Origin of the sequence: Flavobacterium bernardetii, from assembly GCF_011305415.1 — a bacterium.
Lineage (GTDB): Bacteria > Bacteroidota > Bacteroidia > Flavobacteriales > Flavobacteriaceae > Flavobacterium > Flavobacterium bernardetii.
In genome coordinates, this window is the sequence record NZ_JAANOQ010000001.1 from 150,750 (window position 1) to 177,370 (window position 26,621).

Annotated in this window: 26 protein-coding genes; 14 read left to right on the plus strand and 12 right to left on the minus strand. The window is 31.4% G+C overall.

Features of this window, described 5'->3' with window-relative positions; all coding sequences use genetic code 11:
* Window positions 1-81: 81 nt before the first annotated feature.
* Genes G6N05_RS00725 through uvrA form a run of 4 tightly spaced genes read right to left on the minus strand, consistent with a single transcriptional unit; the run spans window position 82 to window position 4,674 of the window.
* Window positions 82-1,293: an acyloxyacyl hydrolase gene (locus tag G6N05_RS00725; protein WP_166124650.1), complete on the minus strand. Its 1,212-nt coding sequence runs from the start codon at window positions 1,291-1,293 to the stop codon at window positions 82-84.
* A 34-nt stretch (window positions 1,294-1,327) separates the two neighbouring features.
* Window positions 1,328-1,630, minus strand: coding sequence for a type II toxin-antitoxin system RelE/ParE family toxin (locus G6N05_RS00730; protein WP_166124651.1), 303 nt, complete (start codon window positions 1,628-1,630; stop codon window positions 1,328-1,330).
* Complete coding sequence (locus G6N05_RS00735) at window positions 1,615-1,842, minus strand: hypothetical protein (protein ID WP_166124652.1); 228 nt, start codon at window positions 1,840-1,842, stop codon at window positions 1,615-1,617. Before G6N05_RS00735 ends, G6N05_RS00730 begins: the two co-directional genes overlap by 16 nt.
* Before the next feature lie 21 nt (window positions 1,843-1,863).
* The gene (gene uvrA / locus G6N05_RS00740; protein ID WP_166124653.1) at window positions 1,864-4,674 is read right to left on the minus strand and encodes an excinuclease ABC subunit UvrA; all 2,811 of its coding nucleotides are present in this window, start codon (window positions 4,672-4,674) and stop codon (window positions 1,864-1,866) included.
* Between the two features lie 254 nt (window positions 4,675-4,928).
* Here uvrA and G6N05_RS00745 point away from each other — a divergent pair, with 254 nt between their 5' ends.
* Entirely contained in the window at window positions 4,929-5,516 is a 588-nt protein-coding gene (locus tag G6N05_RS00745) for an RNA polymerase sigma factor (protein WP_166124654.1), read from the plus strand.
* 260 nt (window positions 5,517-5,776) lie between these two features.
* Here G6N05_RS00745 and G6N05_RS00750 read toward each other — a convergent pair whose 3' ends face one another.
* Window positions 5,777-6,439 carry an endonuclease III domain-containing protein gene (locus G6N05_RS00750; RefSeq protein WP_166124655.1) on the minus strand — a complete coding sequence of 221 codons (663 nt, stop codon included), beginning with the start codon at window positions 6,437-6,439 and terminating at the stop codon, window positions 5,777-5,779.
* A 211-nt stretch (window positions 6,440-6,650) separates the two neighbouring features.
* On the opposite strand from G6N05_RS00750, the gene bcp reads away from it, so the two are divergent.
* The gene (bcp, locus tag G6N05_RS00755; RefSeq protein ID WP_166124656.1) at window positions 6,651-7,100 is read left to right on the plus strand and encodes a thioredoxin-dependent thiol peroxidase; all 450 of its coding nucleotides are present in this window, start codon (window positions 6,651-6,653) and stop codon (window positions 7,098-7,100) included.
* A gap of 49 nt (window positions 7,101-7,149) precedes the next feature.
* Here bcp and G6N05_RS00760 read toward each other — a convergent pair whose 3' ends face one another.
* The 6 genes from G6N05_RS00760 to G6N05_RS00785 all read right to left on the minus strand — a co-directional run bounded on the left by G6N05_RS00760 (window position 7,150) and on the right by G6N05_RS00785 (window position 12,372).
* Window positions 7,150-7,776: a hypothetical protein gene (locus G6N05_RS00760; RefSeq protein ID WP_166124657.1), complete on the minus strand. Its 627-nt coding sequence runs from the start codon at window positions 7,774-7,776 to the stop codon at window positions 7,150-7,152.
* Between the two features lie 87 nt (window positions 7,777-7,863).
* Window positions 7,864-9,183, minus strand: coding sequence for a Fe-S cluster assembly protein SufD (sufD, locus tag G6N05_RS00765; protein ID WP_166124658.1), 1,320 nt, complete (start codon window positions 9,181-9,183; stop codon window positions 7,864-7,866).
* A gap of 85 nt (window positions 9,184-9,268) precedes the next feature.
* Complete coding sequence (locus tag G6N05_RS00770) at window positions 9,269-9,637, minus strand: four helix bundle protein (protein WP_166124659.1); 369 nt, start codon at window positions 9,635-9,637, stop codon at window positions 9,269-9,271.
* A 9-nt stretch (window positions 9,638-9,646) separates the two neighbouring features.
* Window positions 9,647-10,411: a Fe-S cluster assembly ATPase SufC gene (gene sufC / locus G6N05_RS00775; protein ID WP_166124660.1), complete on the minus strand. Its 765-nt coding sequence runs from the start codon at window positions 10,409-10,411 to the stop codon at window positions 9,647-9,649.
* A gap of 132 nt (window positions 10,412-10,543) precedes the next feature.
* Window positions 10,544-11,992, minus strand: a complete 1,449-nt coding sequence (gene sufB, locus G6N05_RS00780; protein ID WP_166124661.1) for a Fe-S cluster assembly protein SufB — start codon at window positions 11,990-11,992, stop codon at window positions 10,544-10,546.
* A 50-nt stretch (window positions 11,993-12,042) separates the two neighbouring features.
* On the minus strand, window positions 12,043-12,372 hold the full coding sequence (locus G6N05_RS00785; protein WP_166124662.1) for a HesB/IscA family protein: 330 nt from the start codon (window positions 12,370-12,372) through the stop codon (window positions 12,043-12,045).
* A gap of 139 nt (window positions 12,373-12,511) precedes the next feature.
* Here G6N05_RS00785 and G6N05_RS00790 point away from each other — a divergent pair, with 139 nt between their 5' ends.
* The 9 genes from G6N05_RS00790 (at window position 12,512) to G6N05_RS00830 (ending at window position 19,846) form a co-directional block, all read left to right on the plus strand.
* The gene (locus G6N05_RS00790) at window positions 12,512-13,369 is read left to right on the plus strand and encodes an MBL fold metallo-hydrolase (protein WP_166124663.1); all 858 of its coding nucleotides are present in this window, start codon (window positions 12,512-12,514) and stop codon (window positions 13,367-13,369) included.
* Window positions 13,370-13,445: 76 nt separating this feature from the next.
* Window positions 13,446-15,041, plus strand: a complete 1,596-nt coding sequence (locus G6N05_RS00795; protein ID WP_166124664.1) for a S8 family peptidase — start codon at window positions 13,446-13,448, stop codon at window positions 15,039-15,041.
* Window positions 15,042-15,125: 84 nt separating this feature from the next.
* Window positions 15,126-16,997: a M1 family metallopeptidase gene (locus G6N05_RS00800; protein ID WP_166124665.1), complete on the plus strand. Its 1,872-nt coding sequence runs from the start codon at window positions 15,126-15,128 to the stop codon at window positions 16,995-16,997.
* A 59-nt stretch (window positions 16,998-17,056) separates the two neighbouring features.
* Window positions 17,057-18,415, plus strand: coding sequence for a 30S ribosomal protein S6--L-glutamate ligase (gene rimK / locus G6N05_RS00805; RefSeq protein WP_166124666.1), 1,359 nt, complete (start codon window positions 17,057-17,059; stop codon window positions 18,413-18,415).
* On the plus strand, window positions 18,415-18,915 hold the full coding sequence (locus G6N05_RS00810) for a DUF421 domain-containing protein (RefSeq protein ID WP_166124667.1): 501 nt from the start codon (window positions 18,415-18,417) through the stop codon (window positions 18,913-18,915). The genes rimK and G6N05_RS00810 overlap by 1 nt, the downstream gene beginning before the upstream one ends.
* Entirely contained in the window at window positions 18,915-19,097 is a 183-nt protein-coding gene (locus tag G6N05_RS00815) for a GldL-related protein (protein ID WP_166124668.1), read from the plus strand. Before G6N05_RS00810 ends, G6N05_RS00815 begins: the two co-directional genes overlap by 1 nt.
* 3 nt (window positions 19,098-19,100) lie before the next feature.
* Window positions 19,101-19,286, plus strand: a complete 186-nt coding sequence (locus G6N05_RS00820) for a DUF1272 domain-containing protein (protein ID WP_166124669.1) — start codon at window positions 19,101-19,103, stop codon at window positions 19,284-19,286.
* Window positions 19,283-19,480, plus strand: coding sequence for a gliding motility protein GldL (locus G6N05_RS00825; RefSeq protein ID WP_166124670.1), 198 nt, complete (start codon window positions 19,283-19,285; stop codon window positions 19,478-19,480). Before G6N05_RS00820 ends, G6N05_RS00825 begins: the two co-directional genes overlap by 4 nt.
* Before the next feature lie 3 nt (window positions 19,481-19,483).
* Window positions 19,484-19,846: a DUF1304 domain-containing protein gene (locus G6N05_RS00830; protein ID WP_166124671.1), complete on the plus strand. Its 363-nt coding sequence runs from the start codon at window positions 19,484-19,486 to the stop codon at window positions 19,844-19,846.
* A 113-nt stretch (window positions 19,847-19,959) separates the two neighbouring features.
* On the opposite strand, the gene hutH is transcribed toward G6N05_RS00830, so the two are convergent.
* Window positions 19,960-21,456, minus strand: a complete 1,497-nt coding sequence (gene hutH / locus G6N05_RS00835) for a histidine ammonia-lyase (RefSeq protein WP_166125413.1) — start codon at window positions 21,454-21,456, stop codon at window positions 19,960-19,962.
* A 397-nt stretch (window positions 21,457-21,853) separates the two neighbouring features.
* Between hutH and thrA the strand changes: the two genes are divergently transcribed.
* Genes thrA through thrC form a run of 3 tightly spaced genes read left to right on the plus strand, consistent with a single transcriptional unit; the run spans window position 21,854 to window position 26,566 of the window.
* The gene (thrA, locus tag G6N05_RS00840) at window positions 21,854-24,295 is read left to right on the plus strand and encodes a bifunctional aspartate kinase/homoserine dehydrogenase I (RefSeq protein ID WP_166124672.1); all 2,442 of its coding nucleotides are present in this window, start codon (window positions 21,854-21,856) and stop codon (window positions 24,293-24,295) included.
* A 40-nt stretch (window positions 24,296-24,335) separates the two neighbouring features.
* A complete protein-coding gene (locus tag G6N05_RS00845; RefSeq protein ID WP_166124673.1) occupies window positions 24,336-25,259 on the plus strand; it encodes a homoserine kinase in 924 nt (307 codons plus the stop codon).
* A 17-nt stretch (window positions 25,260-25,276) separates the two neighbouring features.
* Window positions 25,277-26,566 (plus strand): threonine synthase, encoded by a 1,290-nt coding sequence (gene thrC, locus G6N05_RS00850; RefSeq protein WP_166124674.1) that lies wholly within the window; start codon window positions 25,277-25,279, stop codon window positions 26,564-26,566.
* The last annotated feature ends 55 nt before the right edge of the window (window positions 26,567-26,621 follow it).

A 26,621-nucleotide genomic window follows, 5' to 3' on the forward strand; every position in this document is an offset into this window, starting at 1 on the left:
TAAATTTATAAATCAGAATTTAAGTCCGTAAATCGTAATTCCCATATCGCAAATCCCAAATCGTAAATCGTAAATCCCAAATTAAAAAGTATGAATATAACCCAAAGTAAATTCACTATAATCCGCTTGTCCTAGTCTAGAAACGATATGTCCGCCAACGTAAAAATTGTTTTTTGGTGCTTTGTTGGTGTTAATTAGGTAATATTTCATTCCTAATTTTCCTGAAACAAAACGTTTTAATGTGTAATTCATTCCTTCCGCTTTGCCATTTTCGTAAAGTCCAGTTTTTTTGTTGATTAAAGTGGCATCCAAACGGTATTCAGTTTCAAAAAATGGTCGGAATAAAGTTATGCCTAATTCTGTTTCAACTGAAAAATGTTGCATTAAGAATTCGTAATTTAATGCGATTCCTAGACTGCTGGCATTTAAAAAAGGATTTTTTTGTAGTTCTGGATATTCTTCAGAAACTAAATTATTTCCTTTTTTAATGTAGTTGTAATTGTTGGTGTAATGTCTCATGTACAATCCTAAACCGACTTTATGTGTTTTATTATAGATTTTTCCATACATGAAATCAACAGAATATACATTTCTTCTATAGTTGTAAAAGCGATACAAAGCGTGTTCACCAATTCCAGATTGCACGGAAAAGAAAGATTGTTTACTTTTTTGAATCTCTTTTGGAGTAACCGTTTTATTAACTGGATTTGTGTTTTTAATAAATCCGTCATAGGTAATATTCAAACCTAAAGCTAAAGTATTAATTCCGTTATTTGGCCATTGAATATGTCCGTTAGAATAATGTAAATAGTTTACATTTAATCTTGTATGAAAATCACTTTTTTGGAAAACATCGTAATACAATCCTAATCTGAATGCATAAGTAAAATCGGTTGAAATGGCTTTATTTTCCCAATTGTCTTCTAAATCATATTTTTTGGTATGATAAGCGACTCCAAGTGCAGTAAGTAATTTAAGTTTTTCGTTTTTAAAGAGAATTGGCGTTTCAATATATGGAAGTAAAGAAATGGTATGTCCAATTTTTTCTGTATTTCCGTGATTGGCAACTTGTAAAATCACACCTGTAAATGGATTTCGTAATTGCTTGACCCAATTTAAAGAATCGTTATGTTGTATTCCGAAACCTATTCCAAAAGTTTGACTCGATTTTAAAGTAATAAAAGTATTATCTGCTGATGAAGTTTTACCAATAGAATATTCGGTAAAAAGTTGTTTTTTTTGAGCGAAAACACTCGTGATTCCTAATAAGAAAAAGAATATTATTTTGTTCATTGTAGGTTTAAGTTGTTAAAAACTCTATGAATTTTTATAAGCTTTTAGGGTTTCGTTTCGTGTGTCTTATTCTAACTATAAAAATTTCATTTGGAGTAATTTTATATGAAATTCGGTAATTATAAATTTCATAAGCTCTAAAATTCCCTGAATTAGATTTTTTCATTTTATCTAATTCATAAATTTCCCAATTTGATTTTAGAATTGTTACAGAATCATATATAGTATCAAGAACTTTGTTAGAAGTAGTTTTACTTTTTGTTTTTTTTATTAAAAAGAAATAAATATTTTCTAATTGTTCTAAAGCAGTTTTAGACCAAATTATTTCTTTTTCCATTCGTTAATTTTATTTTTAACATCGTCGTGAGAAATAGTGTGGTTTTTTTCAATATCTTCTTCTGCCATTAAAATCTCTGAATTATATTCTTCATAAAGATTTTCTTTTTTAATTTTTGATTCAATTATTGTTCTCAAAGCATTTAAAAAAGATTTGTCTTCAATTTGATTTATTTCTTCAATTAATATGTTTTTTAATTCTAACGTATTCATACACCTGAAATTTTATCGAAATTACAATTTTTCTGCTAAATACTTACCTGTCAACGATTTTTTATTTTTTGAGACTTCTTCCGGAGTTCCGAATGCGACTAATTGTCCGCCGTTTTCACCACCTTCTGGTCCGATATCGATAATATAATCGGCACATTTTATTAATTCTAAATTGTGTTCAATTACGATGATAGAATGTCCTTTTTCGATTAACGCTTCGAATGATTTTAATAATTTTTTAATATCGTGAAAATGCAGTCCTGTTGTAGGTTCATCAAATACGAATAACATTTTTTCTTTTGTCGCACCTTTCACTAAAAACGAAGCTAATTTAATACGTTGCGCTTCACCACCAGAAAGTGTAGAAGAAGATTGTCCTAATTGTACATATCCTAAACCAACATCTTTTAGTGGTTGTAATTTCTGTGTGATTTTTGCTTGACCATTTGTTTCGAAGAACGTTACCGCTTCATCGATGGTCATTTTTAATAAATCGTCGATGTTTTTTCCTTCGAAATTGACTTCTAAGACTTCTTTTTTGAAGCGTTTTCCGTTACACGTTTCGCATTCTAAATGCACATCGGCCATAAATTGCATTTCAATCGTAACTTCTCCGTCACCTTTACACGTTTCGCATCTTCCGCCATCTACGTTGAAGGAGAAATGTTTCGCTTGGTAATTTCTTAATTTGGATGTGGTTTGTTTGGCGTATAATTCTCTAATATCGTCGTATGCTTTGATATATGTAACAGGATTTGAACGCGAACTTCTTCCAATTGGATTTTGGTCTACGTATTCGATGTTTTTAATATGTGAAAAACTACCTTCTAAATCGGTAAATTGTCCTGCTTTTTCACCTAAACCAGTTAATTTTTTTTGCATCGCTGGAAACAAGATTTTCTTCACCAACGTACTTTTTCCACTTCCAGAAACTCCTGTAATTACGGTTAAGCAATCTAAAGGAAACGTAACATTTATGTTTTTTAAATTGTTTTCACGAGCGCCAATCACATCAATATGATTTTTGAATTTTCTTCTCGTTTTTGGAACTGATATTTCTGCTGTTCCATTCAAATATTGCGCAGTTAACGAATCCGATTTTAGAATTTCTTCATAGGTTCCTTGTGCGACTAAATTTCCACCTAAAGTTCCTGCTTCTGGTCCGATATCGATAATCATATCGGCAGCTTTCATGATATCTTCGTCGTGTTCTACGATGATAACGGTGTTGCCTAATTTCTTTAAATTTAATAATACTTCGATTAGTTTTTCGGTGTCTTTTGGATGTAAACCGATACTTGGCTCATCTAAAATATACATCGAACCTACTAACGAACTTCCTAATGAAGTCGCCAAGTTAATACGTTGTGATTCACCACCAGAAAGTGTAGCTGATTGTCGGTTTAAACTCAAATAATTTAATCCAACATTATCTAAAAAGTCTAATCTGTTTCTGATTTCTAATAACAAACGTTTTGCGACTTTTACATCATATTCCGATAATTCAATCGTATTAAAAAACGGAATTAATTTAATAATTGGCAAATCGACTAAGTCAGAAATGGTTTTTCCAGCTACTTTTATATTGTTGGTTTCTGGACGTAAACGTTTTCCATTACAGGTATGACATTTTGTTTTTCCTCTGTAACGAGAAAGCATCACACGATTTTGTATTTTATAATTATTCGCTTCTAAATCGGCGAAAAACTCGTTTAAACCTGTAAAGTATTTATTTCCTGTCCAAATTAAAGCTTTTTGTTCATCAGATAATTCGAAATACGGTTTATGAATTGGGAAATCAAAATGATGCGAATTGTTTACCAATTGATCACGATACCAACCCATACTTTCTCCACGCCATGGGAAAATAGCATTTTCATAAACAGAAAGTGCGGTATTGGGCACGACTAATTCGATATCAATTCCAATGACACTTCCGTAGCCTTCGCAAGTTGGACAAGCGCCGTATGGATTGTTGAAACTGAATAAGTGAATGTTAGGTTCTAAGAAATCTAAACCGTCTAATTGGAAATTAGAATTAAATATTGAGCGGTGCGAATTGACAGGTTCTTGTAAATATAATTCGCCTTTTCCTTCATAGAAAGCAATTTGCAACGCATCGGCAATTCGGTTTAAGAATTCTTCATCGGTTTTGACAACAATTCTGTCAATAACTAATAAAATTTCTTTGTCGGCCATTGTGTTTTCGTCAATCATTTCTAAAGTCGAAACAAAATCGTCTAAACGAACCGTTTGATTATCTACTAAAACACGCGCAAAACCTTGTTGTAATAAAACTTTTAGTTTGTCGTGTAATTTTCGGCCTTCTTCTAAATGAATAGGAGCTAGCAATAACCATTTGGAGTCGATTTCTAAAGATTGAATGTGTTTGACCACATCTGAAACCGTATGTTTTTTTACTTCTTCGCCAGAAATAGGAGAATACGTTCTTCCAATTCGGGCAAATAATAATTTTAAGTAATCGTAAATTTCTGTTGAGGTTCCAACTGTTGAACGTGCATTTGTAGTGTTTACTTTTTGTTCGATAGCAATAGCTGGAGCGATTCCTTTGATGTATTCTACTTTTGGTTTGTCTAATTTTCCTAGGAATTGACGGGCGTAAGAAGATAAACTCTCGACATAACGACGTTGTCCTTCAGCATATAACGTGTCAAATGCTAAACTTGATTTTCCAGAACCAGAAAGTCCAGTAATGACAACCATTTGATTTCTCGGAATGGCAACATCTATATTTTTTAAATTGTGCAATTGCGCACCTTTAATCAATATAAATTTCTTTGGTTCTAGTATTGTAATGTCTTTTGGTATCATACAAAAAAGCGAATTTTTGCAAAGATACAAATAATAAGTACCATTTTTTGAATTATGAAATCCCAAATTTGATAAAAATGTTTTGCGTTAAATTTAGATTTATTGTGTAAAAAGTGTTAAATGTTTAGACAATATTTGTATTTATGAAATATTTAACATTATATTTGCTCTTACTAATCTCAAAAACAAATTTGCTTATAACATAAAAATACTTTTTTTAGAAACATTATTCTCAAAATCTAAGAGGTATATTTATGGCAAATATTGTACAAAATCCAGACGCGGTTTTATTGCACAACTACATTAGTGGAGATGAATCTGCTTTACAAATTTTAATCGACAGACATCAATCTAAGATTTATGGATTTATTTATTCCAAAATCCAAGACAGATCGGTTTGTGATGATGTTTTTCAAGATACTTTTATTAAAGTCATTAAAACTTTAAGAACAAAAGGCTATAACGAAGAGGGTAAATTTTTACCTTGGGTGATGCGTATTGCTTCTAATTTAGTGATTGATTATTTTCGTCACAATAAAAAAATGCCATTTCAGAGAGAAACTGACGAGTATAGTATTTTTAATTTTATGACAGATTCTACTTTATCTATTGAAAATCAATTAATTGAAGAACAAGTAAAATTAGATGTTAGAAAATTAGTGGAACAATTACCAGAAGACCAAAGAGAAGTAATTAAAATGCGTTTTTACGAAGATTTAAGTTTTAAAGAAATTTCTGAAATAACTGGCGTTAGTATTAATACAGCGTTGGGAAGAATGCGTTATGCGGTTATCAATTTGAGAAAGATTATTGAAAAAAATAGCATTATTTTGACAAATTAAATATTGCAACACAATAACAGAGAAGTTTTTACGTTATAGTTTAATAAATAATTAAATATATAAATGGCAAAACTCTACTCTAAAAAAAGAAAATCAATTGAAGAAATGAAACCCAGTGCAGCAACAGTTAGTTTTATTTTGAGTTATTCGCAGGCAATGAAAATAGTAAAGGTCGGTAAGTTGACTTTTGAAAACATTGTAAATTGATAAAAATGCTTCGGAATTACTTCGAAGCATTTTTTATTTTATTAAGATTGAAATTATTTCGAGATAATTTTTTTATCGTATTCTTTTAAAACCGATTTTCTTCCAATAGTTTTGGTGATAATATCTTTTTCTAAATCCCAACCACGAGCAGGAGAATATTCTCTTCCATACCAAATGATTTGTAAATGTAAATCGTTCCAAGTTTCTTCTGGGAAAATATTTTTAGCATCTTTCTCCGTTTCTACTACATTTTTTCCTGATGTTAAATTCCATCTGTACATCAATCGGTGAATATGTGTATCGACAGGAAATGCTGGAACACCAAAAGCCTGACTCATCACCACACTCGCTGTTTTATGTCCGACAGCAGGAAAACTTTCTAAAGCTTCAAAACTTTGCGGTACTTCACCATTGTATTTGTCAATTAAAATATGTGACAATCCGTGAATTCCTTTTGATTTCATTGGCGATAAACCACAAGGACGAATGATATCCTGAATTTCTTCCACACTCATTTTTATCATATCGTATGGATTATCTGCTTTTGCGAATAAAATTGGTGTAATTTGATTGACGCGAACATCTGTGCATTGTGCCGAAAGTAAAACCGCAATCAATAAAGTGTATGGATCTTTATGGTCTAACGGAATTGGAATTTCAGGATATAATTTGTTTAACGTATTTATAACAAATGTTGCGCGTTCCTTTTTGGTCATTTTAGTATATTTGAATTCGTAAAGTTATAAAGTTCAAGTTCAATATCAAAATTTGTTGACTTAGGTTATCAAAGTCAATAAATTTTTTAATTAATAAATTTTTCAATATGTTGGCTTCGAGTGCCTCAGCCAACTTAAATTTTTTAGGAAATCAATTTTTAAACGCAATCCTTTTAACCTTATAAACCATTAAACTTTTAAACACAAAATAATGACACATTTAAAAATAGGCGATACCGCCCCAAACTTTTCAGGAACAGATCAAAACGGAAAAGCACATTCATTAGCAGATTATAAAGGTAAAAAATTAGTGGTTTTCTTTTATCCGAAAGCAAATACGCCAGGTTGTACAGCTGAAGCGTGTGATTTGAGAGATAATTACGAGCGTTTTCAAGCTAATAACTACGAATTGCTAGGCGTAAGTGCTGATAGTGCTAAAGCCCAAAAAAAGTTTGAAGAGAAATACAGTTTTCCTTTTGCTTTATTAGCTGATGAAGATAAATCTGTGATAGAAGCTTTCGGTGTTTGGGGACCAAAAAAGTTTATGGGAAAAGAATATGATGGTATTCATAGAACCACTTTCGTAATCGATGAAAACGGAATCATTACAGATGTAATTGAGAAAGTAAAAACAAAAGAACACGCGAGTCAGATTTTGTAGAAAATACATATATTAAAAAAGCCGTTCAAATATAATCTGAACGGCTTTTTTAAGGTCGTTTTACTGTTTGAATTCCTGCTGGAATTTCGAATGTCTTTAAATCTAATTTTGTTGGAATTATTTCAGTAACTATACTCTCTAAGGTATATTGATTTGTTTCAATAATTGTTTTTAGTGCTAAACAATTAGTTATTTTCATTAATTGATACCAATACGAATAATTTTGATTTGAAAATAAACTAGTATCAGATTTTAAAACTGAAGAATTGTAGTAATATTTATGAATACCACTTTTACAAGTCAAAATTAGTTCGTCACATTCATATCCTAAAATTGATGTTGAGTTTTTATTGATTTCTGTTTTTAGAATTTCCTCACTACCAAGGCTAGCATCAATCCATATTGCTTTTTCTGTGTTATTGTATTTAGTATAAATTTTATTTTCTTCATTTCTATAAAGTTCCCATTGAAATATAGTTCCATTTGATATGTTTTTATAATTACCATTTTTGATAGAATACTCAAATTTTGATCCCAACTTGATACTCAATTGTTGGTCGGTATAATATGGATCTTTAGTTTTAAAAGTGTTATTATAAATTACTTTTCCTTCAAAAATTTGCCCGAAACTAAGTATGGTAACGAAAAAGAATAATATGAATATGATTTTTTTCATTTTGTTATTTATTACAATTTACGTTTTGTTTAATATGTAAAAACCGTCGTGAAAGACGGTTTATATAGTTATGTTTATTTGAATTTCTTACAAATCAAATCCCATATTTACGCCTAATTTATCGGCAATAAGACGAGCAATTTTTGCTCTTAATTCAGGAATTTTTACACTATTTGTTACTTCACTTGTGAAAGCGTACATTAATAAGGCTTTAGCTTCTTTTTTACCAATTCCACGTTGTTGCATATAAAACATTGCATTTTCGTCTAATTGTCCAATTGTACAACCATGAGAACATTTTACATCATCTGCAAAAATTTCTAATTGTGGTTTAGCATTAATTGTCGCTTTGTCGCTTAATAAAATGTTATTATTTTGTTGAAATGCATCTGTTTTTTGAGCTTCTTTTTCTACGTAAATCTTACCATTGAAAACTCCAGTGGCACTTCCATCTAAAATGGTTTTATAATTTTGGTGACTTTCGCAATTTGGTGTTGCGTGTTGTACTAAAGTATAATGATCCACATGTTGTTTGTCGCCAATAATTGTAATTCCTTTTAAAGTAGAATCGATATGTTCCCCTTGATGGTAGAAATTTAAATTGTTTCTCGTGATATTTCCTCCGAAAGAAAAAGTATGAACTGAAACATGACTGTCTTGTTTTTGAGAAATGTACGTGTTGTCAATTAAATTCGCAGTTTGTAAATCATTCTGGATTTTATAATAGTCAACAATCGCACGTTTTTGAGCAAAAATTTCTGTAACCGAATTCGTTAAAACAGGATTGTCATTTAAACTCTGATGACGTTCTACAATTTGGATATGAGAATTTTCTCCAACAACCACTAAATTACGAGGTTGCGTCATTAAAGCTGCTTCAGAACCTGTTGAAAAATAAATAATCTCAATTGGTTTTTCTACAACTTTACTTTTTGGAACATGAATATAAGCTCCTTCTTGAGAAAAAGCGGTATTTAATGACGTTAAACTATCTTCCTTATTTGCAATTTGGTTAAAATACGCATCAATAACCATTTTGTATTTAGGTTTAGTTAATGCTGAAGACATCAAACAAACATCTAAACCATCGTGAGTTGTTGAAGATAAATACGAGCTGAATTTTCCGTCAATAAATATTACTTTATACGTATCAACATCGTTTAAGAAGTATTTTTTTACATCTGCAAATTCAACAGAATTTTCATTTTTTGCAAATACACTAAAGTCATTTTTTAAGATGGCGTTTAACGAAGTGTATTTCCAAGCTTCCTCTTTTTTAGTTGGGAAACCTTTATTTTCGAAGTTTTTTATAGCCGAAGTTCTAATGTCGTGTAACTCATTGTTTACATCAGCAATTTTTTCTTCGAACGCCATAAAAGACGATATTAATTTTTCTTTTAATTCCATAATTTTGTCTTAAAGTCGAAAGTCGAAAGTCATAAAGACTAAAGTTTATCGACAAATTTTGTTTTAAAATCGAAAATGTAATATTTTACAATTTTGGGCTTAAATATTTTATAAAACCACTTAATAGTCTCGATATTTCGGAAACTGATTCTAATAGTTCTTCAAATTCTTCTTTTGTAATATATTCTAAATCAATAGCTAAATATAGTTGTGAACGAACTTCTCCAGCAGATGCTTTGGCTACATATAAAAAATAAATAAATTCTTTATCTGTGTTTCTTTCAAATCCTTCTGCAATATTGGATGATATAGAAATTGAAGCACGTCTAATTTGTCTAACTAAGTCAAAGTCTTTTTTGAAATTTATGTTTTCTGTAATTTGATAAATTCGTTTATTAAAAATTCTTGATTTTTGCCATGAATTAATTTCCTCGAATGAATTAAATTTCCCCATCTTTTGACTTTACGACTTTTGACTTTCGACTACTTCGTTTTTAATCCAATCGTATCCTTTTTCTTCTAATTCTAATGCTAAAGAAGCGTCACCAGATTTTACAATTTTTCCGTCCATTAAAACGTGAACGAAATCAGGAATAATATAATCTAATAAACGTTGGTAGTGTGTAATTACTAAAACCGCATTCTTTTCGTTTTTCAATTTGTTTACACCGTTTGCTACAATACGTAAAGCATCGATATCTAAACCAGAATCTGTTTCATCCAAAATAGCTAATTTTGGTTCTAACATGGCCATTTGAAAAATTTCGTTACGTTTTTTCTCACCACCAGAAAAACCTTCGTTAAGTGAACGAGATAAAAATTTACGATCAATTTCTAATAATTCAGATTTTTCACGAATTAATTTTAGCATTTCATTTGCTGGCATATCTTCTTGTCCACGTGCTTTACGAGATTCGTTGATAGCTGTTTTCATGAAGTTAGTTACCGAAACACCTGGAATTTCTACCGGATATTGGAAAGATAAGAAAACACCTTTGTGTGCTCTTTCTTCTGGTGCTAATTCTGAAATGTCTTCGTTTTCTAAAAGAATTTCACCAGAAGTAACTTCATACGTTTCGTTTCCAGCAATGATAGAAGAAAGTGTACTTTTTCCAGCACCATTTGGTCCCATAATCGCATGAACTTCTCCAGCTTTTATCTCTAAATTAATTCCTTTTAATATTTCCTTATCTTCAACTGAAGCGTGTAAATTTTTTATTGATAACATATTTATTTTTGTTTCAGATTTAAAGTTTCAAGTTGTTTTTGTTCCTTGATCTTTAAATACTTGTTTTAATTTTTTTACTTTATACTTGTTTTTTTTTCAGGTTTAACTTGAAACCTGAAACTTGAAACAAATTTATCCAACAGAACCTTCTAAACTAATTTCCAATAATTTCTGAGCTTCCACTGCAAATTCCATTGGTAATTTATTTAATACTTCTTTACTGAAACCGTTTACAATTAAAGCAATCGCTTTTTCAGTTGGAATTCCACGTTGGTTGCAATAAAACACTTGGTCTTCTCCAATTTTTGAAGTCGTAGCTTCGTGTTCAATTTTTGCAGTTGTGTTTTTACTTTCGATATATGGAAAAGTATGTGCACCACAATTATTACCCATTAATAAACTATCACATTGTGAAAAGTTACGCGCATTGTCTGCGTTTTTACTAATTTGGACCAATCCACGGTAACTGTTTTGCGATTTACCAGCCGAAATTCCTTTAGAAATAATGGTTGATCTTGTGTTTTTACCTAAGTGAATCATTTTTGTTCCTGTATCCGCTTGTTGGTAATTATTCGTAACTGCGATAGAGTAGAACTCACCAATTGAATTGTCACCTTTTAATACACAAGATGGATATTTCCAAGTTACTGCTGAACCAGTTTCGACTTGTGTCCAAGATATTTTTGCGTTTTTCTCGCATAAACCTCTTTTCGTTACGAAGTTGAAAACCCCACCTTTTCCTTCTTTATTTCCAGGATACCAGTTTTGAACCGTTGAATATTTGATTTCCGCATCGTCTAAAGCAATTAATTCTACAACCGCAGCGTGTAATTGATTTTCATCACGACTTGGAGCCGTACAACCTTCTAGGTAAGATACATAACTTCCTTCATCTGCGATAACTAACGTTCTTTCAAACTGTCCCGTTCCACCTTGATTGATACGGAAATAGGTTGATAATTCCATTGGGCAACGAACGCCTTTCGGAATATAACAGAAACTTCCATCAGAGAAAACGGCCGAATTTAAAGCGGCATAAAAATTATCTTTTTGAGGCACAATCGTACCTAAATATTTTTTAACTAATTCTGGATGTTCTTGAATGGCTTCCGAAATTGGACAAAAAATAATTCCTTTTTCTCCTAATGTCTTTTTAAATGTTGTAGCTACAGAAACAGAATCTACCACAATATCCATGGCGATATTGTTCATTTTTTTCTGTTCATCAAGAGAAATACCCAATTTCTTGTACATTTCTAATAATTCCGCATCCACATCATCTAATGTTTTGTTTGGATCAGATTTTTTTGGTGCTGAATAATACGCGATAGCCTGAAAATCAGGTTTCGTATAATTCACGTTTGCCCATTCTGGTTCTAACATTTCTTTCCAAGCAGCGAATGCTTGCAAACGCCAATCGGTCATCCATTCTGGCTCATTTTTCTTTTTAGAAATAGCGCGCACAATGTCTTCGTTTAAGCCAATAGGAAACGTCTCCGATTCTAATTCAGTGTAAAATCCGTATTCGTATTCTTTATTTTCTAATTCGACTTTTAAGTCGTCTTCGGTGTATTTTGACATATGTATTTATTTAACCCAATTGGGTTTTAATCTTATTTGGGCTGATATAATTATAATGAAAAACTTTCTCCACAACCGCAAGTTCTGTTTGCGTTTGGGTTATTGAAAACAAAACCTTTTCCGTTTAAACCACCAGAAAATTCTAATGTTGTTCCAACTAAATATAAAAAAGATTTTTTTTCAACTGCAATTTTTACATTGCTATCTTCGAAAACTTTATCGTTTTCAGAAATTTCTTTATCAAATTTTAACTCATAAGAAAGTCCAGAACAACCACCACTTTTTACGCCTACTCGTACGTAATCATTGGTAGCATCAAAACCTTCGTCTGTCATCATATCGACAATTTTTTTACTTGCTGATTCAGATACTTTTATCATTTTATTTTGATTTTGTCTAAATTAACTGCAAATATAAGTCATAAATTGCTTTTTACAAGGTTTGATAACATTTTTATAACTTATATAAGGATAGTTTCAATTTATTGAAAATTTTGTAATTTGGCTAAAAATTATAAAAATGAAATTATATCCAATAGAAGCAGGAAATTTTAAGTTAGATGGAGGCGCAATGTTTGGTGTTGTACCCAAAACAATTTGGAATAAAACCAATCCCGCTGACGAAAATAATTTAATAGATATTGCCGCAAGATGCTTGTTAATAGAAGACGGAAATAAACTGACTTTGATTGATAATGGAATGGGTAACAAGCAATCTGATAAGTTTTTTGGTTATTATTCGATTTGGGGCGATGAAAGTTTAGATAAGTCATTAGCCAAACTTGGATTTCATAAAGATGATATCACAGATGTTTTTATGACCCATTTACATTTTGATCATTGTGGAGGTTCGGTAGTTTGGAATAAAGACAGAACGGGTTATGAAGTGGCGTTTAAAAATGCTAATTTCTGGACCAACGAAAACCATTGGGAATGGGCAACGAAACCCAATTCTCGTGAAAAAGCTTCTTTTCTACATGAAAATATAATTCCTATGCAAGAAAGTGGACAGTTGAAATTTATTAATCGTCCTAATGGAGATTTCTTAGAAAAATCTGAACTTGGTTTTGATATTTTCTTCGCTGATGGACATACTGAGAAACAAATGTTACCACATATTAATTATAAAGGAAAAACAATTGTTTTTTGCGCTGATTTGTTAGCAACTGCTGGACATATTCCTATCCCTTATGTTATGGGTTATGATACGCGTCCTTTATTAACTTTAGACGAAAAAGCTAAGTTTATGAATGCCGCAGCAGATAATAATTACTATTTGTTTTTAGAACACGATGCTCATAATCAAATCATTACCGTTGAAAGAACTGAAAAAGGAGTAAGACTTAAAGAAGTTTTTACTTGCGAAGATATTTTTTAAAAAATGCACTAAAGTGTAACAGAATACAAGTTAGACCTACTAATATCAAACAATTTGAATAATTAAATTAATATATATGAAAATACAATTTAAACCTTTGTTTTTATCTGCAGCTATTGCGTTAGCATTAACAGGTTGTGGATCAGCTAAAATGGTTTCAGCCCCAGTTGAAAGTATTGATAAAATGCCATTAAAAACTACTCCGTTAGCAGAAAAAGATTTGCAACGTTGGAGTCATTTAGATTTAGTAAAAGATACTGTTCCGGGAATGAGTGTGGACAAAGCTTACACTGAATTATTAAAAGGAAAAAAAGGAACTAAAGTTATTGTTGGAATTGTAGATTCTGGTGTAGATATCAATCATGAAGATTTAAAAGCTGTAATTTGGACAAATCCAAAAGAAATCGCAGGTAATAAAATTGATGACGATAAAAACGGATATGTAGATGATATTCATGGATGGAATTTTTTAGGAGATGCTGTTCATGAGCAATTAGAAATGACACGTATCGTAAAAAAAGGACCAAGTACTCCAGAATATGCTAAAGCTAAAGCGAAATTAGACGAAGAAATTCAAGGTTTACAAGGTAATAAGCAACAATTAGATATGATTTTAAATGCTGAAAAAGCAATTAAAACACATTTGAAAAAAGATAATTTTACTTTAGAAGAAGTTAAAAAAATTGAAACCACTGATAAAAGTTTATTGCAAGCAAAAGCAATGTTTTCTCAGTTTTTAACTGGAATGACAAAAGTTGAATTCGATAAAGAAATTGAAGGTTTTAAAGATCATGTTTACGGTCAATTGAACTATAATTTAAATGTAGATTTTGATGGTAGAAAAATTGTTGGTGATAATCCAAATGATTTGACTGATACGAAATACGGTAACAATAATGTTGTAGGTCCAGAACCAAAAGAAGCAAAACATGGAACGCACGTTGCTGGAATTGTGGCTCAAGTTAGAGGTAACAAAAAAGGTGGAGATGGTGTTGCAAGTACAGTAGCAATTATGGCTGTTCGTGCGGTGCCAAATGGTGATGAATACGATAAAGATATTGCTTTAGGAATTCGTTATGCTGTAGATAATGGTGCAAAAGTAATTAACGGTTCTTTTGGAAAATATTTTTCTCAAAATAAAGAATGGGTTATCGATGCTATCAAATATGCAGAATCTAAAGATGTACTTTTAGTAATTGCTGCAGGTAACGAATCTTTTGATTTAGATGTTACAAATAAATATCCAAATGATACGTATGATAATTCTCCTGAGTTTGCTAAAAATGTATTAATAATTGGTGCTCTTTCTCCAGAATATGGTTCGAAAATGGTGGCAGGTTTTTCTAATTACGGGAAAAATAATGTAGATATTTTCTCTCCTGGAGACAAAATTTATGCAACAACACCTTTAAATACTTACGAATATTTACAAGGAACTTCAATGGCTTCGCCAAATGTTGCTGGTGTTGCAGCATTGGTTCGTTCTTACTATCCAAGTTTAACTGCAGTTCAAGTAAAACAAGTGATTATGGAAAGTGGAACATCATTGACAAATACTGTTTCTATTGGAGAAGACAAACATAAAGCAGGTTTTGCTGACGTTTCTAAATCTGGTAAAATTGTAAACGCATACAATGCGTTACTTTTAGCTGAAAAAATGGCTAAAAAATAATTCTTATAAAATCGTTAAAAAACCACAAAGTTTAAACTTCGCGTTTATCTTTGTGGTTTTCTTATTTTTACCAAATTATCATTTATGAAAAATTTACTTACTACTTTTTTTGTCCTTGTTATAGGATTTTCGTTTGCACAAAACAATCCAAATTCGGGCTATTGGCAACAACACGTTGATTATAAAATGAACGTAAATATGGATGTCAAAAAATACCAATATAAAGGTAATCAAGAATTGGTATACACAAATAATTCCCTTGATACTTTAAGAAAAGTATACTATCATTTATATCCTAATGCTTTTCAACCAGGAAGTGCTATGGATATGCGATTGCAAGCGATTTCTGATCCAGACAAGCGTATGGTTCGAAAATTTATTAAAGAAAATAAAGAAGTTAAAGAAAGTAGAATTAGTACTCTAGAGCCTAACGAAATTGGCTATTTAAATGTTACTAATTTCAAACAAAACGGAGTTGCAGCTCAAACTAGAGTAGTAGGAACTGTTTTGGAAGTAACTTTACCACAAGCTATTTTACCAAAATCATCTTCAAATTTAACTTTGGATTTTGCTGGACAAGTTCCTTTACAAATTCGTCGTTCAGGAAGAAATTCAGAGGAAAACGTAGCGCTTTCTATGACGCAATGGTTTCCAAAAATAGCAGAATATGACTTTGAAGGTTGGCATGCGGATACTTATATCGCTAGAGAATTTCACGGTGTTTGGGGAAATTTTGATGTAAAAATTACAATCGATAAAAACTATACAATTGGTTCTACAGGATATCTTCAAAATAAAAATGAAATTGGAAAAGGGTATGAAGATGCTGGAGTTGTAGTGACTTATCCTAAAAAAGCTAAAACCTTAACTTGGCATTTTGTAGCCCCTAATGTGCATGATTTCGCTTGGGGAGCAGATCCAGAATACATCCACGATAAAATTATGGGTGAAAACGAAACAGAATTGCACTTTTTCTATAAAAATAAAAAAGAGAATTTAGAAAATTGGAAAAAAATGCAACCAAAAACAGCAGAATTATTGGCCTATTTCAATAAAAATGTGGGGCAATATCCATACAAGCAATATTCAGTTATTCAAGGTGGAGATGGTGGAATGGAATACGCAATGTGTACTTTAATTACTGGAAACAGAAGTTATGGAAGTTTAGTTGGTGTTACCGCTCACGAATTTGCACACAGCTGGTTCCAACATATTTTAGCTACAAACGAATCGAAACATTGTTGGATGGACGAAGGTTTTACATCTTATATTTCAAATTTAGCAATGGACAAAATTTTACCTCCAAAAGAACCAGAAAGTCCCTTTGCAGATTCGTATAAAAATTATGTTTATTTGGCCAATTCTGGAAAAGAACAACCTTTAACAACTCACGCCGACAGATACGATTTAAATCAAACATACGGAATTGGCGCTTACAGTAAAGGTGAAGTTTTCTTGGCGCAATTAGGTTATATTATTGGCATGGAAAATCTTCAAAAAACAGTTAAAAGATTTTATTCTGATTATAAATTTACGCATCCAACTCCAAACGATATTAAAAGAACAGCTGAAAAAGTTTCTGGTGCGAATTTAGATTGGTATTTAAACGAGTGGACGCAAACTACAAACACAATTGATTACGCCATAAAATCTGTAGAGACTAATAAAATTGTTTTAGAAAGAAAAGGTAGAATGCCAATGCCTATCGATTTAATTGTTGAGTTCGAAAATGGTAAAAAAGAATATTTTTACATTCCGAATACGTTAATGCGTTGGGAAAAAGAAAATCCATATACGACTTTAACAAGAAACGTATTAGCAGGATGGGATTGGGCAATACCAACTTATTCTATTGAAATTGCGAAAGAAAAAGGTGCAATTAAATCTGTAATTATTGATCCAAGTGATTTAATGGCTGATGTGAAAAAAGAAGACAATGTGTTTCCAAAAAAATAACAGAAACAACAACATATTCTAAAAAAATAATATTAAATTAGATTTCAAATTACTTACAGATGCAAGATAAAACATTAATTGGTAGTGAAGAATGGTGTTCGTTTCCGCAATTAGGAATTCCAGCTATAAAAGCCCGTGTTGATTCTGGAGCAAAAACTTCAGCGTTACACGCTATCAATATCAAGATTTTTGATAGAAATGGTGAAGAATGGTTAAAATTCGACATCAATCCGATCCAAAATAACTCGAAATCAATTATTCATTGTGAAGCACAATTAGTGGATCAAAGAATTGTAAAAAGCTCTAACGGAACGCGAGAAAAAAGATACGTTATCCGAACAGATGTTGAGCTTGGAGCTCATAATTGGATAGTTGAGGTGACGTTAACTAACAGAGATTCCATGGGATTCAGAATGTTGTTAGGTAGAGAAGCTATGGTGGGAAGATTAATCGTCGACCCAGAAAAAAAGTTCGAATTAGGACAACCTTCAACAGAAAGTTTGAAAGAATATTATTATAATGAACCTAGTAAAAAAGGATTAAAAATTGGACTTTTAGCCAGTAATCCTGAATTATACAGCAACAGAAGAATTATTGAAGCTGGTGAAATGCGCGGACACGAAATGCATTTCTTAAACCTGAAATATTGTTACATGAAATTGAGTGCTTCGAATCCAGAAATCCATTATCGTGGTGGTTTGGTTTTGAACGATTTCGATGCAATTATTCCACGTATTCGTCCAAGTATGACCTATTACGGTTGTGCATTAACGCGTCAGTTTGAAGCATTAAAAGTTTTTGCTTTGAACAATGCCGCAGCGATTACACAATCCAGAGATAAATTATTTTCTTTACAATTATTATTAAATAGTGGAGTAGATATTCCTACAACAGGTTTTGCGAATTCACCATTAGATACGGACGATTTAATTAAAATGGTTGGTGGTTCGCCATTAATCGTAAAATTATTAGAAGGGACTCAAGGTAAAGGTGTGGTTTTAGCTGAAACTAAGAAAGCGGCGGAATCTGTAATCAATGCTTTTAAAAGTTTGAATGCGAATATTTTAGTGCAAGAATTCATCAAAGAAGCGAACGGAAAAGATTTACGTTTGTTTGTGGTGGATGGAAAAGTGGTTGCGGCAATGCAACGTGAAGCGGCTCCTGGAGAATTCCGTGCCAATATCCATTTAGGCGGAACGGCTTCTGTTGTGAAAGTCACTGCAGATGAGAAAAAAATTGCAATAAAAGCAGCTAAAGCGATGAATTTAAAAGTCGCTGGGGTTGATATTATTCGTTCAAGTAAAGGTCCGTTGTTGTTAGAAGTAAATTCTTCTCCTGGATTAGAAGGAATTGAAGGCGCGACTCAAAAAGATATTGCTGGAGAAATGATTAAAGCCATCGAGAAAAATTTTAAATAATGAATCCATATATAGACATTGTTATAAGAAGCATTTGTGTTTATTTTTTTATGGTAATTGCTTTGCGCATTTTCGGTAAAAAAGAATTATCACAATTAAATGCTTCAGACATTGTCTTAATTTTATTGATTAGCAACGCTGTTCAAAACGCCATGGTGGGAAGTGATATTTCATTAGAAGGTGGAATTATAGCAGCATTTTCTCTGTTTTTAGTCAATTTTATATTTAAAAAAACGGTTAATAGATCTGCTTTTTTAAGTCAATTGGTACAAAGTAAACCTGAGATTTTAATTCACGACGGAATAATCGACTTTAAAGCATTATCAAGATTGGACATCACTTCAGATGAATTAGATGAAGTAATTAGAGAGCATGGTTTGGAAAATTATAAGCACGTAAAGTTAGCTATGTTTGAGATAAATGGAAGCATTAGTGTGATTTCAGGAAATGACAATTTAATACAAACCAAACATAAAAGAATTCATAAATCACTAAGTTAATGGACGATAAATTTAGAAAATTATTACTCATAATTATTGCTTGCAGTTTTATTGTAGCTATTGGTGCTTTATTTAAAATTATGGAATGGCCAGGCGCGACATTAATTTTCAACGTTGGTGTAGTTTTAGAAATCATTTTCGGAGCTACAATTATGGTTTATTTACTGAAAAATAAAAAATAAGTAATGGCTTTAGAATACAAAACAGTTTGTGAGAAATGCGACACTTCATTAAACATGCAATCTGAAGCTTGTATTTGTAGTTATGAATGTACTTTTTGTGAATCTTGTTCTGCTAAAATGGAATTTATTTGTCCGAATTGCACAGGCGAATTGGTTAAAAGACCTAAACGTAAAAAAGAAGTATTATGAAATATAAACACATAATCGTTCTCTTTTTAATTGGTTGTGTTTTTTGGTTAATTGGAGCTTTAATAAGACTAATGCATTGGCCTTTTGGTCATGAAATAATTACATTTTCAACTTTTATTCAAATAATTTCTATTATTATTTTAATTGTGAAGTTATTAAATAACAAAGATGTTAATAGCAAACTAAATCAATAAACTATGGAAATTCTATCAAAAATTAGCATAGTAATTGTAGTTTTACTTCATATCTATTTTTTATGGTTAGAAATGTTTGTTTGGACAACTACTGGTAAAAAAGTATTCAAAACCTTACCTGAACATTTATTCGAACCCACAAAAACATTAGCTGCTAATCAAGGTTTATATAACGGATTTTTAGCCGCAGGTTTACTTTGGTCTTTATTTATTTCCGATGCGATTTGGAGTAAAAACATCGCTTTCTTCTTTTTAGGTTGTGTTTTAGTCGCAGCTTTATATGGTTGGTACTCCGTTTCTAAGAAAATCTTTTTCGTACAAGGAATTCCTGCAATCATTGGTATTGTGTTGGTATTTTTGAGATAATTTAGAAAAGTCAAGTTATAAGGGATAAGGCATAAGTAAAAAGTCCAAAAAAAGGGAAAAGGCAAAAGTTCTAATTAAACTTTTGCCTTTTCCCTTTTAACTTTCCCCTTAATTTAAGCTTCTACTTGAAAACTTTTCAAAAAGTGAATCGACTTTTCAATATCGTAATGTAAAATTCTATCTTCTGTAACCAATGGCACATCTTCTCTGTAAGTTTTTACAAACATTTCAATGAAATCACTTGATTTTAAAGGTCTTCTGAACTCAATTGCTTGTGAAGCGTTGAATAATTCAATTGCTAAAATACGCTCTAAATTCTCTACTATTTTTAACGTTTTTGTTGCTGCATTCGCACCCATACTCACGTGATCTTCTTGTCCGTTGCTCGAAACAATACTATCAATACTTGCTGGTGTTGCCAATTGTTTATTCTGACTCACAATACTAGCTGCTGTATATTGCGGAATCATAAATCCTGAATTCAATCCCGGATTGCTTACTAAAAACGCAGGTAATTCTCTTAAACCAGAAATCAATTGATACGTTCTTCTTTCCGAAATACTTCCTAATTCTGCTAAAGCTATTCCTAAATAATCTAAAGACATCGCTAAAGGTTGTCCGTGGAAATTTCCACCAGAAATAATTTCATCTTCACCTACAAAAATATTCGGATTGTCTGTTACCGAATTAATTTCCGTTGTGAATACTTTTTTCACATGGTCAATCACATCTTTAGAAGCACCGTGAACTTGCGGAATACATCTGAAAGAATACGGATCTTGTACGTGCTTTTTTGGTTGTGCGATAATCTCACTATCTTCTAACAACTCTAACATATGAGCTGCAGTAGATAATTGTCCTTTATGTGGTCGAACCAAATGAATCAATTCATTGAATGGTTCTTTTCTTCCATCAAAACCTTCTAAAGAAACTGCTGCTACGATATTGGCTAATTGCGATAATTTATCCGCTTGAATCAAATTATAAACGCCATAAGCACTCATAAACTGCGTTCCGTTTAATAAAGCTAATCCTTCTTTAGATTTTAAAGTAATAGGAGCTAAGTTTAACTTTTCTAAAACTTTATGAGCTGGCTGACGGAATCCATCGTAATATACTTCACCTTCATTAATTAAAGGCAAACATAAATGGGCTAAAGGCGATAAGTCACCACTTGCTCCTAATGAACCTTGCGTGTAAACTACTGGTAAAATATCATTATTGTAAAAATCAATTAAACGAGTAACAGTTGCTAATTGCACACCTGAATGTCCGTAACTCAACGATTGAATTTTTAACAACAACATTATTTTTACAATCTCGTGTGGTACCTCGTCACCAGTTCCACAAGCGTGAGATTTCATTAGATTTTCTTGTAATTTCGTTAAGTTTTCTGTCGAAATTTTAATATTGTATAACGAACCAAAACCGGTATTAATTCCGTAAATAGCACCATCATGTGAAGCCATTTTTTCATCTAAATAGGTTCTACATCTTTCAATTTTTGAAGTAGCTTCTTCTGAAAGCCCTAATTTTTTGCCTTCGAAAACAATTTCTCTAACTTTATCTATGGTAAGTAATGATGAATCTATATAATGCATTTGTCGAATTTTTAGATGCCAAAATTCCATAAACAATTCTTAAAATGCAAGTGTTATTGCGAGTATTTTAATATAATTGATTTATAACCAAATGAATTAACTATTTTAAATGTTTACTTAGTTATAATAAGGTTCTTTTTAGAAGAATATTTAAATAGTTTGAATTATTTTAAATTATTCTAAAAAAAATAATTACATTTACAAAATAATGAGTCACAAAAACACAAATATTAAAAACGCTTCAAGCCTAATCTTAGGTGGTTTTTGTGTTGCTCAAACTTTAAAAACAGCTACAACTACAGCTACTACTACCCCTTAGGGGTATACTTTTTTATATAATCCTAGCTATTATATTTTTTCTTAATTGAAAAAATAAACAATTCAATTATTCTTAAAAATAAAAAAAATGGACATATTAAAGTTCGGGGGGACTTCTGTAGCCAATGCCCAAAACATAAAATTAGTTATTGATATACTCAAAAATAAAAAAAACAAACTTGTAGTTGTGGTTTCTGCATTTAGTGGAGTCACTGATTTGTTAATTCAAGCAGCACAAAAAGCTGCAGCTTTAGATAATGATTATAAAGTTTGTCTTCAACAAGTCAATCAAAAACATTCTAATGCAATTTCAGAATTAATTAACAAAAATCATCAAGAGACTGTTTTTGATCTAATAAATATCCAAACAAGTCAATTAAGAACATTATTAGATGGATGTTATCTTGTCGGAGAATTGTCTCTAAGAACATCGGACGCAATTGTTTGTTATGGGGAATTACTCTCTTCACTTATCGTCGCTGAGGCTATAAATCAAGAAATTGGAAACACAAGTTTTAAAGATAGTAGGTCATTAATTATTACAGATGATTCTTTTGGGAAAGCATCTGTCGATTTTGAAGCAACCAACCAACGTATAGCTGCTTTTTTTGATGAAAACAAATCGCAAATAGTAGTTTTTCCAGGTTTCATAGCTTCCGATTCTAAAGGACAAACTACGACTTTAGGTCGTGGTGGTTCAGATTATACCGCAGCTATAATTGCAAATGGAGCAAATGCCGAAATATTAGAAATTTGGACTGATGTAAGTGGTATTTACACGGCTAATCCAAGAGTTGTTAAACAAGCCAAACCGATTGATTATATTTCATATCAAGAAGCTATGGAATTGTCACATTTTGGTGCAAAAGTATTGTATGCGCCTACAATTCAGCCAGTGCTAAAATCAAATATTCCTATAATAATTAAAAATTCTTTCGAACCTGAAGCCAAAGGAACTTATATATCTAGGCAAACGATCTCAAATGGTAATCCTGTAAAAGGTATTACTCATATAGATAAAATTACATTATTAACTCTTGAAGGTTCAGGATTAATTGGTGTTTCAGGCTCTTCGAAGAGATTGTTTGAAGTTTTATCGAACGAAAATATTAATGTTATTTTTATTACTCAAGCTTCTTCTGAACATTCTATTTGTGTTGGAATTTTAAACGATAATGCAGATGCAGCTAAAATAGCAATTGACAAGGCTTTTAGTTTAGAAATTTCACAAGGTAGAATAGATCCATGTATTGTTGAAAAAGGACTTTGTATTATAGCAATAGTTGGTGAAAGAATGAAAAATCATCAAGGATTAAGCGGGAAAATGTTTAGTACTTTAGGTAAAAACAATGTTAATATTCGTGCAATAGCTCAAGGTGCTTCCGAGAGAAATATCTCAGCTGTGATAAATGAAAAAGATGTTAAAAAAGCATTAAATACACTTCACGAACGCTTTTTTGAAGATAATACTAGACAATTAAACCTATTTGTAATGGGTGTCGGAAATGTAGGTGAAAAGTTTATTAATCAAATTAATCAGCAAAAAAAATTCTTAAGAGATAATTTAAAAATCAACATTCGAGTAATCGCTATTTCAAATTCAAAAAAAATGCATTTTGATGAAGATGGAATTGATTTAAAAGATTGGAAAACTACATTAAAAAATAGTAGTGATGCCAATACAGAAAAATTTATTTCCAACACCAAAGCATTCAATTTACGCAATAGTATTTTTGTAGATATCACTGCAAATAAAAGTGTTTCTGAAACTTACAATCAGTTTTTAATGCAAAATATCGCTGTTGTTACTTGTAATAAAATAGCTTGCTCTTCTGATTTTGAGAACTATAGTAATTTAAAAAATCTTTCAAGAAAATACAATACACCTTTTTTATTTGAAACTAATGTTGGTGCTGGATTGCCAATAATAGATACACTAAAAAACCTAATTGCATCAGGAGATAAAGTACATAAAATACAAGCTGTTTTGTCTGGAAGTTTGAACTTTATTTTTAATAATTTCAACGAAAATAGTACTTTCCATGATGTGGTAAAAGAAGCAGGAGTTCTAGGATTCACTGAGCCTGACCCAAAAATTGATTTGAGTGGTGTCGATGTTATGAGAAAAATATTAATCTTAATCCGAGAAAGTGGTTATCAAATGGAGCTAAATGATATAACAAACGAATCGTTTATGCCAGAATCTTGTTTAGAAACTAATAACAATGACGATTTTTTTGCTTCATTAAAAGCGAAGGCTTCGCATTTTGAAAATATTTACAAAGAAGCAAACGACAAAGATTGCCGATTAAAATATGTCGCTCAATTTGAAAACGGCAAAGCTAGTGTTGGTTTACAGTTTATACCTAAAGATCATCCTTTTTATAATTTAGAAGGTAAGGACAATATTGTTTTGTTTTTTACAAACAGGTATTTAGATCAACCTTTATTAATTAAAGGAGCAGGCGCAGGAGCAGAAGTAACAGCTTCTGGAATTTTTGCCGATGTAATCCGAATCGGAAATAATTAATGTTTTAAATGTTTATTAGCATTTTATAAAAAGAAAAAAAATGAAAGAAATAAAAATATTTTGTCCAGCATCTATCGCAAATTTATCGTGTGGATTTGATGTTCTTGGCTTGTGCTTGGACAATATAGGAGATGAAATGATTATTCGAACAGTTGCAGAAAGAGGTATTCGAATAACAAAAATAACGGGTGCTGATTTACCATTAGAAACGGAAAAAAATGTTGCAGGAGTGGCTGCTTTGGCATTGATAAATGAAATCAATCCTGGTTGTGGCTTTGAAATTGAAATTCATAAAAATATAAAAGCGGGTAGTGGTATTGGAAGTTCAGCAGCTAGTGCAGTTGGTGCCGTTTTTGGAATTAATGAATTACTTGGCAAGCCATTCTCAAGAAAAGAACTAGTTTATTTTGCAATGAAAGGGGAAGCATTAGCCAGCGGAAGTGAACATGCAGACAATGTAGCGCCTGCATTATTAGGAGGATTTACTTTAGTTCGTGGCTATGAACCATTAGATATTGTTCAAATAGAAAGTCCATCGGAATTATTTGCCATTGCCTTGCATCCTCAGATTGAAGTAAAAACTGTCGATGCTAGAGCGGTATTACATCCAATGATTTCTTTAAAAAGTGCCATAACACAATGGGGAAATGTTGGTGGATTAATAGCTGGATTGTGTACTAATGATTATGAATTAATTGGACGTTCTTTACAAGACGTTATTGTAGAACCTTTACGAAAAGTTTTAATTCCAGGGTTTGACGATGTAAAACTAGCAGCATTAAAAGCTGGTGCATTGGGATCAGGAATATCTGGATCTGGGCCTTCTATTTTTGCATTATGCAAAGGGGAAGAAAATGCCAAAAATGTTTCTATTGCAATGAGCGAAAACTATAAAAATACAGGTATTTCTTTTGATATTCATGTTTCTCGAGTTAATCCAATTGGGGTAAAAATAATTAATTAATTTTTTCAAAACTAAGAATGAAATATTATAGTCTAAATAATAAACTGCAAAAAATATCTTTTCAAGAAGCTGTTATACATGGATTAGCATCCGATAAAGGTTTGTATTTTCCTGAAGAGATAACGCCATTAGCAGCCTCTTTTTTTGACGAAATAGAAAACTTAAGTAATGAAGAAATCGCTTACCAAGTCATTCAACAATTTGTAGGAAATGAAATTCCAGAACTCGAATTGAAAGCTATCATCAAAGAAACCTTGTGTTTTGATTTCCCAGTTGTATCAGTCGAAGAAAATATTTATTCACTAGAGTTATATCACGGGCCTACAATGGCTTTTAAAGATGTTGGAGCCAGATTTATGTCACGTTGTCTTGGTTATTTTAATAAAAACAATAACAAACAAGTCACTGTTTTAGTAGCAACTTCAGGAGATACAGGTGGTGCTGTTGCTAGTGGCTTTTTAGGAGTAAAAAATCTAGAAGTTATTATTTTGTATCCAAGTGGAAAAGTGAGTGATATTCAAGAACGACAACTCACAACATTGGGACAAAATATTACTGCTTTAGAAATAGACGGTGTTTTTGATGATTGTCAGGATATGGTTAAAAAAGCATTTCTAGATAAAAGCTTAAGTCATAAAAATTTAACCTCTGCCAATTCTATAAATATTGCACGTTGGTTGCCACAAATGTTTTATTTTTTCTTTGCTTACAAACAATTAAAATCAAAAAATAAATCGTTAGTATTCTCTTGTCCAAGTGGAAACTTTGGTAATATTTGTGCTGGAATTATGGCTAAAAAACTAGGTTTACCTGTTGAGCATTTTGTAGCTTCTACAAATGCAAATGATACAGTTCCTAGGTTTTTGGAAAATGGGCAATACGATCCAAAACCATCAGTATCTACCATTTCAAACGCTATGGATGTTGGAAATCCTAGTAATTTTGTACGAATACAAGAATTGTATAATAATGACTTAGAAATGATTAAAAAGGATTTCTCTTCGTATTCATTTACTGATATCGAAACTAAATCCGCTTTAAAAGAAATATTCAAAACAAACGGATATATTACAGAACCTCATGGAGCAATTGGTTATCTTGGTCTTAAAAAAGAAATGAATAGTCACACTAATTCAATTGGAGTTTTTCTTGAAACAGCCCATCCAATTAAGTTTTTAGATATTGTTGAAAATTCTATCAATTTAAAACTCGAAATGCCTAATCAAATAATGAGTGTTATGAATAAAGAAAAAGCGAGTATTAAGCTGAAAACATATGATGAATTTAGAAATTTTATTACGAACTAAAATTTTTCTCAAATTGACAGATGCATACTTTGTTACGAAAAATAAAAGCAATACT